Below are 9,838 nucleotides of genomic sequence, written 5' to 3'. Positions count from 1 at the left end.
GCGAGCAGGTCGACCGGCCCGGCGGCCCGGGTGCCCCTGATCCAGGCCGACGCCCGCCGCCTACCTTTCGCCGCCGACAGCTTCGACGTCGCGTTCTCCGCGTTCGGGGCCATCCCCTTCGTCGCGGACACCGCCGGGGTCATGGCGGAGGCGGCCCGCGTGCTCCGCCCCGGCGGACGGTTCGTCTTCTCCGTCAACCACCCGATGCGGTGGATCTTCCGGGACGATCCGGGCCCCGAGGGACTGGTGGCCGCGTTCCCCTACTTCGACCGCACGCCGTACACCGAATACGACGAGCAGGGCGATCTGACCTACGTCGAACACCACCGCACGATGGGAGACCGGATCCGCGAACTGGTCGGCGCCGGTTTCGTGGTCCGGGACCTGATCGAGCCCGAGTGGCCGGAGTGGCTGGACCGGGAGTGGGGGCAGTGGAGCCCGCTGCGCGGCGGCGTGTTCCCCGGGACCGCGATCTTCGTGGCCACCCTCGGCTGATCGCCGACTACAGGATCTTCGACAGGAAGTCCCTGGTCCGCTGATGCCGGGGTGCCCCGAGCACATCGGACGGACGCCCGGCCTCGACCACCGCCCCGTCGTCCATGAAGGCGACCGTATCGGCCACCTCCCGGGCGAAGCCCATCTCGTGGGTGACCACGATCATCGTCATGCCCGCGCCGGCCAGGTCCCGCATGACGCCTAGGACCTCACCCACCAGCTCGGGGTCCAGGGCCGAGGTGGGCTCGTCGAACAGCATGAGCTTGGGCTCCATCGCCAGCGCCCGGGCGATCGCCACCCGCTGCTGCTGCCCACCGGACAGCTGCGCCGGATAGGCGTCCGCCTTCGCCGCGAGCCCGACCGTGTCGAGCAGGGCCCGTGCCCGCTCCGTCGCTTCCGCACGGGATTCACCCTTGACGAGCATCGGGGCCTCGATGATGTTCTCGAGGGCCGTGCGGTGCAGGAACAGGTTGAAGTGTTGGAACACCATCCCGATGTCGCGGCGCTGCCTGGCCGCGTGCCTCGGCGAGATCTCGTAGAGCTTGCCGCCCTTCTCCCGGTACCCCACCAGGTCGCCGTCGACGTAGAGCCGACCCGCGTCGACGCGCTCGAGGTGGTTGATGCACCGGAGGAAGGTGGACTTGCCGGATCCGGACGGACCGACGAGGCACAGCACCTCCCCGGCCGCCACCTCGATGTCGATGCCCTTGAGCACCCTCAGTGAGCCGAAGCTCTTGCAGACCTGCTCGGCCCTGACCATCGGGGTCATGGCATTCCTCCCGACTGATCGGTACCCCTGGCCGCGGCGAGCCCTGAGGGGGTGAGTCCGTCCGCCTCGGCCAGCGCGCGCAGCTGTTTGGCCGTGAGTTGACGGGTGGAACCGCGGGAGAACTTCTTCTCGAGGAAGTGCTGGCCCACCATGAGCACGCTGGTGATCACCAGGTACCAGGTGGCCGCCACGAGGAGCAACGGGATCGGTTGGAAGTTGACCCCGGAGATGTCGCGGGCCTGACCGTAGAGCTCACCGGAGAACGGGATCGCCACGACGAGCGAGGTGGTCTTGAGCATCGAGATCAGCTCGTTCCCGGTGGGCGGGATGATCACGCGCATGGCCTGCGGCAGGATGGTCCGGCGCATGGTCTGCCCCCACGACATGCCGAGCGCGGTGGAGGCCTCGGCCTGGCCCTCCGGAACGGACGAGATCCCCGCCCGCACGATCTCGGCCATGTAGGCGGCCTCGTTCATGGCCAGACCCACCACCGCGAGCCAGAACGCGGAGTACAACACCATCGTGTCGTCGAAGCGGACGATCTGGAAGTCGGTGAAGGGGATGCCGAACTGCACCTGCCGGTACAGCGTGAAGATCAGGCCCCAGAACAGCAGCTGGACGTAGATCGGGGTCCCGCGGAAGATCCACAGGTACACCCAGGCCACGGCCTTGAGCACGGGGTTGCTGCTCATCCGCATGACCGAGAGGATGACCCCCAGGATGACGGCGAGGATCATCGACAGCACCGTCAGCGCGATGGTGTAGAACACCGCCATGCCGAACCTGGTGTCGAAGAGGTAGCGGCCGTAGGTGCCCCAGCCATAGGCGGGGTTGGTCGCGGCGCCCCAGACGAACAGGAACACCAGGGCCAGGACGATCGTCGCCGACACCCAGCGCCACGGGTGCCGGAGCGGCACCGCCTCGATGGGGTCGGGCGCGTCAGCCCGGGGCGCGGAGGCGCCGTTGTGCGCGGTGCTCACCGACCGGTCACTCAGCCCTTCCGGATCTCGGCGTCGTCGATCAACCCGTCCTCGAGGCCCCAGTTCTGGGCGAGCCTCTCGAAGTCTCCGGTCTCGATGAGCTTGTCCGCTGCGGCTTCGAGAGCGGCGGCCAGTTCGGACCCCTTGCGCACAGGCCAGCCGTAGGGGGCGGAGTCGAAGACGTCACCGGCCAGCTGCATCTTGCCCTCGGACTGCTTGACCGCGTACGCCGAGATCGGGGAGTCGGCGGACATGGCGTCGACCTTGCCGAGCGCCACGGCGGTGGAGGCCTCGTCCTGCGAGTCGAACTGGACCTTCTCGATCGGCGGATCGCCGGCGGCGACGCACGCCTCGCTGCGGGCGGGCACGTCTTCCTGGTCGGAGACCGTGGTGCGCTGGACGGCCACGCTCAGTCCGCAGGCATCGTCGGGGTCCACGTCGTTACCGGCCGCCGACGCCCACTGGATACCGGCCTCGAAGTAGGTGACGAAGTCGACGGTCTGCAGTCGCTCGTCGTTGACCGTGAACGAGGAAGCACCCATGTCCATGGTGCCGCCCTCGATCGCGGGGATGATCTTCTCGAAGTCCGACTCGCGGAACTCCGCGCGAAGTCCCATGAGCTGGGCGGCGGCGGTCATCACATCGATGTCGAAACCGACGATCTCCCCTCGCTCGTTCTTGAACTCGTTGGGGGCGTACGGCGGGTTGGTGCCGATCACCAGCACGCCCTTCTCGCGGATCTCGGCCGGTACGAGGGCGGCGATCTCGTCGTCCGTCTCGAGCGAGACCTCCTGCCTCGGCTCTCCCGAGTCCTCGGGACCCTCAGTGTTGGTGGTGCAGCCGGTGAGCGCGAGGGCCGCGGTGGCGGTCAGTGCCAGTGCGGCACGGAGGCCGCGCCGAGAGGTGAGGGTCATGTGCGTGCCCTTTCAGGCGTCGGGTAGCCGAATCTGCAATGAACCTAGGGCATACTCCGGGCACCACAAAACGAACCGCCCGCTTTCGGCGTCACTGGTTACCCACTGGTTACTCAGTGGGCAGCGGAATCCCAGTCGGGCCCCGTGCCGGTGGAGACGTCCAGCGGTACGTTGAGTTCGATAGCGGAGTACATCCGGTCGACGACGAGGCCACGGACCTCCTCGAGCTCGCCCTTCGCCACCTCGAGGACCAGTTCGTCGTGGACCTGGAGCAACAGCCGGCTCTGGAGCCCCCGCTCGTGGAGGTCGGCGTCCACCTTGAGCATCGCCGCCTTGATGATGTCCGCGGCGGTGCCCTGGATGGGGGCGTTGAGGGCGGCGCGCTCGGCGTTCTCTCGCTTGAGCCGGTTGTCGGAGTTGAGCTCGGGCAGATAGCGCCGGCGGCCGAAGAGGGTCTCGGTGTAGCCGTCACGACGGGCCTGGTCCACCACCGCATGCAGATAGTCGCGGACACCTCCGAAGCGGGAGAAGTAGGCGTCCATCTGCTCGCGGGCCTCGGTCTGGCTGATCCCGAGCTGCGCGGCCAGCCCGAAGGCGCTGAGCCCGTAGGCGAGCCCGTAGCTCATGGCCTTGACCCGGCGCCGGAGCTCGGGGGTGACCTGGTCAATGGGTACTCCGAACGCCCGGGAACCGACGAAGGAGTGCAGGTCCTCGCCGGTCCGGAACGCCTCGATCAGGCCCTCGTCGCCCGAGAGGTGGGCCATCACGCGCATCTCGATCTGGCTGTAGTCGGCGGTGAGGATGCAGTCGAAACCCTCACCCACGACGAACGACTTCCGGATCCGTCGACCATCCTCGGTGCGGACGGGAATGTTCTGCAGGTTCGGGTCGGTAGACGACAGTCGTCCGGTGGCGGCGACCGTCTGGTTGAAGGTGGTGTGGATGCGCCCGTCGTCCCCGATGGTCTTGATCAGACCCTCGACCGTGGTGCGCATCTTGGTCGCCTCGCGGTGCAGGAGCAACGCTTCCAGAAAGGCCCGCCCGGGGGTGTCCCCTGTCTCCTTGGCCAGCAGCTCCTCGAGCGCTTTGGCGTCGGTGGTGTACCCCGTCTTGGTCTTCTTGGTCTTGGGCATACCGAGGGTGTCGAACAGCACCACCTGGAGTTGCTTGGGCGACCCGAGGTTGATCTGCTCACCGCCGATCGCGGCGTAGGCCGCTTCTGCCGCACCACGCCCCCGGTCGGCGAACCCGTCACGCAGGTCGTCGAGGGCCGCCGCGTCGACGGCGATGCCTTTCGCCTCCATCCTGGCGAGGACGGGAACGAGCGGCAGTTCCATGTCCGCGAGCAGCTGCGCCCCGTGGACCTGCTCCAGCTCCACATCCAGACGCTCGGCGAGGTCGATGACGGCGCGGGCCCGGGTGGCGGCCGAGTTGGCCGCCTGTTGCTCTGCCTCGGACTCATCGACCTCGTCCAGGAGCGACAGCTGCTTCTCCGCCGCCTCCGGCTCGGGTAATTCGCGCTGCAGGTGGCGCTGGAACAACTCCGCCAGCCCGTAACTACGCTGACCGGGACGGACGAGGTAGGCCGCGAGAGCGACATCCAGCGTGACACCGGCCAAGCGGAGGTTCCGGCCCATGAGGGCGTGGGTGGCGGCCTTCGCGTCGTGGACCGCCTTGAACACCGCGTCGTCTTCCAGCCACGCCTGTAGAGCCTGCTCGTCACCTGCGTCGATGCGTCCGAGGTCGATGTGACCGGATGCCCCGTCCGCCGCGGCCACGGTGACCGACTGCGCGTCCCCCGCGCCCGGTCGGGATGGCCCGACGACGACGAGGCCGTGCCGGCTGCCGGCCGGCGCGTGCGCGGCGAGCCAGTCCGAGACCTCACCCGCGCGGAGGACCGCGGCCTGCTCGAGTTCGATCTCCGACACCGGCTCGGGTGCGCCCTCCGGGAGGAACGCCGAGAGGAAGCGGTCTCGGGCCTGGGGGCCGAACTCCAGCCGGTCGAACAGGGCGTTGACGTCCGCCCGCTCGGGCAGACGCCGGGTGAGTTCATCCAACTGAACGCCGAGGTCGAGGTCCCGGGTCAGTTCGGTGATGCGACGGTTGAGCTGCACCTGCGGGAGGTGTTCGCGGAAGCTCTCCCCCACTTTGCCCTTGACCTCATCTGCGTGCGCGATGAGTTCCGACAGGCTGCCGTACTGGACGATCCACTTCGCCGCTGTCTTGTCGCCCACCTTGGGCACACCGGGGAGGTTGTCGGAGGTGTCGCCGCGCAGCGCGGCGACATCGGGGTACTGCGCGGGGGTCACCCCGTACTTGGCCTCCACCGCGTCCGGGGTGAATCGGGCGAGCTCCGAGACCCCCTTGACCGGGTAGAGCACGGTCACCTCCTCGGAGACCAGCTGCAGCGCGTCGCGGTCACCGGTGCAGATGAGCGTCTCGGCACCGGTCGCCTGGGTGGCCAGGGTCGCGATGATGTCATCGGCCTCGTGCCCTTCCAGGGACAGCGTGCGGACCCCGAGTGCCACCAGCGCCTCCTGGATCAACTCGACCTGTCCCTTGAACTCCTCGGGAGCCGTCGAACGCGTGGACTTGTACTCCGGGTACTCGGCCGTCCGATGCAGGGTCGCCCTGGAGACGTCGAACGCCACCGCCAGGTGGGTGGGTTCCTCTGTGGTGACCAGGTTGGCGACCATCGACAGGAAGCCGTAGACCGCGTTGGTGTGCTGCCCGGAGGCCGTGGAGAAGTTCTCTGCAGGAAGGGCGTAGAACGCACGGAACGCCAGCGAGTGCCCGTCGAGGAGCAACAGACGGGTGGGGCCCTGCGCCTCGGAGGCGTCGCTGGACGCGGTCGTGGCGGCGGAACTGGCTTCGGCGGTCTGGCTCGTGGTGCTCACACGGCCACTCTAGGGCGGGCGTCGGACAGCCGCTCACCGGTCGTCGGTTAGACTCCTCCACCAGCGGCTCGCCGCGATCGCCCCCGTAGCCCAATTGGCAGAGGCAACGGATTCAAAACCCGTCCAGTGTCGGTTCGAGTCCGACCGGGGGCACCACTACGCCGCAGCTCACTCCGACGTTATCGGCTGGTGTGAGGCAACGAAGATCTCCGTCGAACCCCTCCGGGGAGCACGCATTCTCCAACCTAGCTGCGTCCGAACAGTGCCAGAACCGACGATCCGGATCCGGGTTCCGGACCCACGGGCGGCGGCTTGGAGAGATCGGGGCCGGGCTCAGGAATCGTCACCTGGGTGGGTGGCACGAGCCCCAGGTAGTAGGTCGTGGCCAACAACCGACTGTCCGTGGTCCCGTCCCCGCCTTCACACTGCCACTCGATACCGAGCGGACCGACCCCCGCGTTCTGCACCAACTCGACCGAACTGTTCGGCGAGACGGTGACGGTCGGCCCCGGATACGGGGCGAGGCCGGTGTAGTTGCCCTCCGCGTCGGTCGGGCGGGCTTCGAAGGAGCACTCGAACGATGAGGTGCTGGACTTGTTCGTCCAGGTGGTCTTCAGCGACCACGCGGCGTACCCCTTCTCCGCCGTTGCTGCCAGTGCAATCGGTCCGCTGTCCGGCGCCGGGGGCGGAGGCGTGTACCCGGGAGGGCCTGCGAGCGGCGTCCCGGTGGAACCAGCCAGGTCAACCCCGATGGCGTCGGTGAAGATCGCGCCTGTGACATCGGCGTAGATCCTCGCACCCGTCAGATCCGCGCCCGTGAAGTCCGCACCCGTCAGGTCGGCCATGTTGAACTGCGCGTTGGTCAGATCCGCGTCAGCGAATGTCGCGTCCCGTGCATTGGTCTGCCACAACCGGGCGCCGGTGAGGACTGCACCCGTCGCGTCCAGCATCTGCATACCGGCATTGTTGAAGTACGCGCCGACGGCGGAGACCGATCGCAGATTCGCGGCAGCCAGATCAGCACCGGAGAAATCGGTGCCTACGGGGAATGCGCGCCCCTCCATGTTCACGCGTTCGAATTCTCCACTCACCCAGAGCACGTCGACGAACGGTGGGGTGGAGAGGTCGTAGCCACTCAGGTCCGCACCGAAGCAACTGGCGTTCACGCCTTGGACATAGGGCAGGGTGCACCCGGGGACGGTGACACCGCTGCTGTCCACAATCGGGTCCGCCGGAGCGGCATACGCCGCGGGCATCGCAGGCCAGAGACCCGCCGCGACGACGAGCGCCACGACGCCCACCCGTAGTGCGCCCCGCCCTGATACTGACCCGAAGCTAATGACAGACGTGGACATCGGTGGGATTCCTGACGCTCTGGCCCTCGACCGGGGAAGACCCCCGTGACTACGCCAATGGTTACCACGGATCTCGCGGATTCATGAGCGTTACTCGACTGGACGACGAGGCCGGGCGACGCTGCGTGGACGGCTACCGGTGGCCGGCCCCGTCCGCCCCCCGTAACCGGGCGCTCAGCGCGGGGAGATCGAGGGACGGGGTGTCCACGAGCAGTTCGATCAACCCCGCGGCCTCGTCCGCCGTCCAGCCCGCCAGACGCAGGTTCCGGTCGGCCTTCGCGCGGATCGCCTCTTCGGGGACCGGTCGCCCGGCCCCTCCGAGGACATCGCGGACCGTTGTGGTGAGCACGCGACCGTCTGTGGTCCGCGCGTCGACACGAGCCGGGTACCGGGCGGGGAACCCGGAATCGTCCCAGAGTTCGTAGGTCATCCGGCCGGCAACGGCCGCCCGCTGCCCACCGATCGGGTCGGTGAACAGGGAGTTCCTGACCTCGCCGTCCACCAACCGAGCCGCGAGGACGTACGGGAGGCTCCACCGCGCGTCGTGTCCGCTCGGGGGTGACTGTCTGGCACCCCACGGTTCGGCGATCACCGGTGCGGCCCCGGTGGGGACGTGACAATGGAGACTGTCGATGTCGGCCGGCCGGAGGCCCTCCTCGAGTAACTGTTCGACGGCCTCCACGAACGGATGGATGAAGTGACAACACGGGATCAGCTTGTACGCGGCGTCCGGGAGATGCCATTTGTCACCGAGGTCGCCCAACAACACGTCGAGCCTGGCCGGCGCCTCGGGATCGTCCGCGAACAAGGTGTAGAAGCCGTGGTCGCCGTCGAGAACTCTCGACGGCCCGGTGATCCCCGCCCGGGCGAGCTCCGCCGCCCACAGTCCCGAATGTGCGGCCCACGCCGGCTGTGCGGCCTTGACCGTCGCCCCCTCCGCGAGGAAGGCGAACGTTCCGCCGGGTTGGCTGCCGGCGATGCCTAGGGCGTCGGCGCCGTTATCCGTGTCCCCTCGGATCAGGATCGACACCAGTGCGGCGGCGAACGGGCCGGCGGCGCTCGTGGTCTGGAAGCCGCGGGACTGCAGGGTTCCCGGGCTGGCCAGGCCCATCCGGATGAGGACCTCCCACCCGACGGCATAGGCGGCGGTCATCCGGTCGCCGTCCGCGCCACTGGACTCGGCCGCGGCCAGCGCCGCCGACGTCAGGGTCGAACTCCCGTGCATCACCGAGGCGACGTGGGTGTCGTCGAACTCCAGGGAGTGGATGAGGGCACCGTTGGCCAGAGCCGCGACCGGGGCCGGTGCGCCGTCCTGTCGTCCGAGTACGGTGCAGGGGCCGTGACCGGACGAGTCGGCGATGCTGGTGACTGTCCTGACAGGACCGCTGACGGATCCCAGGATCCCGACGCCCAGGCTGTCGAGCAGATGGAGCCTGGCGGACGCCAGGACGGGGTCGGGGACCGAGGTCATCGCCTCCGCGGCCGCTGCCACCAGCTTCTCCGACAGCGTCAGTCCGCCGTCGAGCACAGGATTCACGTTCGAGTTCATCGACAGGCCTCCGGGAGGAGTGAGGTCAAGACTGCTGACCACGGTGCGTTCCCCGCCACCTCGCCGTTGACGATCTGCGCGGCGACGCCGGCGAAGTCGGGAAGGTGCCTGGACGTGAGGTCCGCCGCCTTCTGTAGCACCTCGGCCTCGCCCAATGGCCTGTCCGGACCGCCGACGGCGCTGAGGCATTCGGCGTCTCGCCGCGACCCGTCGGTGTATCGGACCGTCACCCTGGCGGGACGGTCGTGGGGCGGTTCCGGCAGGGGGTCGTACGGCGTCAGCTGGACTAGATCACGCAGTGCCGCGACAGTGGGGTCGCCCAGACCGCCGGAGGCGAAGACGCGGGCGTCACCGGACCCGGACGCCAGGACCGCCGCGACGACGTGCGGAACGGAGAACTTGCCACCCAGGGCCGTGGTCGGGGCGCGGTCGTCGAGGGCCATCGCCAGCGGATGGGTGGCCACCTCGATCGCCGCCACCTCGTCGGGGGACGGAAGCGGCGCTCCGCCGGTGATCTCCAGCGCGCACTCGAGGGCCGCGTGGGTGTACTGACAGGCGGCGTACCGTTTGTGGTAACCGTCGATGATGGCCCATGAGTCGCGCTCGGATGCCAGCTCTGCGGGATCGACGCTCTGCCCGTAGGTCGAACCGAAGACGTCGAACAGCGTGACGGCGTCTCCGCGGAGGCCGGCTGCGGCGGCGTCGGAGGCGAGGAATCCCAGCACCGCTCCTCCCCCGGCCCAGACGTTGCGGACCTGGGCTCCCACCGTGGCGTGACGGAACGGCCCGGCCATGCTCATGGTGGCCGCCGCGTCCACCGCGCCGAGGACGGCCCCACCGCTCCGCGTCCTGAGCCAGGTCACCGCCGCGGCGGCGCCG

General features: G+C 68.8%; 7 protein-coding genes, 1 tRNA gene and 1 pseudogene. 2 read left to right on the top strand and 7 right to left on the bottom strand.

What is annotated here, in order from left to right:
- A partial coding sequence (locus tag G6019_RS08065) for a class I SAM-dependent methyltransferase (RefSeq protein WP_182627365.1) occupies positions 1-495 on the top strand: 495 nt, incomplete at its 5' end.
- Positions 496-502: 7 nt separating this feature from the next.
- Here the strand turns inward: G6019_RS08065 and G6019_RS08060 are convergent.
- From G6019_RS08060 to polA, 4 genes are all read right to left on the bottom strand, one after another.
- Positions 503-1,264 carry an amino acid ABC transporter ATP-binding protein gene (locus G6019_RS08060; RefSeq protein ID WP_277815601.1) on the bottom strand — a complete coding sequence of 254 codons (762 nt, stop codon included), beginning with the start codon at positions 1,262-1,264 and terminating at the stop codon, positions 503-505.
- Positions 1,261-2,244, bottom strand: a complete 984-nt coding sequence (locus G6019_RS08055) for an amino acid ABC transporter permease (RefSeq protein ID WP_182612861.1) — start codon at positions 2,242-2,244, stop codon at positions 1,261-1,263. The genes G6019_RS08060 and G6019_RS08055 overlap by 4 nt, the downstream gene beginning before the upstream one ends.
- 11 nt (positions 2,245-2,255) lie before the next feature.
- On the bottom strand, positions 2,256-3,158 hold the full coding sequence (locus tag G6019_RS08050) for an ABC transporter substrate-binding protein (RefSeq protein WP_182612862.1): 903 nt from the start codon (positions 3,156-3,158) through the stop codon (positions 2,256-2,258).
- Between the two features lie 113 nt (positions 3,159-3,271).
- Positions 3,272-6,055, bottom strand: a complete 2,784-nt coding sequence (gene polA, locus G6019_RS08045; protein ID WP_182612863.1) for a DNA polymerase I — start codon at positions 6,053-6,055, stop codon at positions 3,272-3,274.
- Positions 6,056-6,134: 79 nt separating this feature from the next.
- Between polA and G6019_RS08040 the strand changes: the two genes are divergently transcribed.
- Positions 6,135-6,211: transfer RNA gene (locus G6019_RS08040), tRNA-Leu, on the top strand.
- An 89-nt stretch (positions 6,212-6,300) separates the two neighbouring features.
- On the opposite strand, the gene G6019_RS08035 is transcribed toward G6019_RS08040, so the two are convergent.
- The 3 genes and pseudogenes from G6019_RS08035 to G6019_RS08025 form a co-directional block, all read right to left on the bottom strand.
- A complete protein-coding gene (locus G6019_RS08035) occupies positions 6,301-7,275 on the bottom strand; it encodes a pentapeptide repeat-containing protein (RefSeq protein WP_182612864.1) in 975 nt (324 codons plus the stop codon).
- Positions 7,276-7,543: 268 nt separating this feature from the next.
- Complete coding sequence (locus G6019_RS08030; RefSeq protein WP_182612865.1) at positions 7,544-8,959, bottom strand: MmgE/PrpD family protein; 1,416 nt, start codon at positions 8,957-8,959, stop codon at positions 7,544-7,546.
- Positions 8,956-9,838: pseudogene (locus tag G6019_RS08025) on the bottom strand (MmgE/PrpD family protein); the annotation flags it as partial. The pseudogene G6019_RS08025 and the gene G6019_RS08030, both read right to left, overlap by 4 nt.

This window comes from Dietzia sp. DQ12-76 (assembly GCF_014145045.1).
Taxonomy (GTDB): domain Bacteria; phylum Actinomycetota; class Actinomycetes; order Mycobacteriales; family Mycobacteriaceae; genus Dietzia.
Note: the sequence above shows the minus strand (reverse complement) of the source record. Positions and strands in the feature narration are given on the sequence as shown.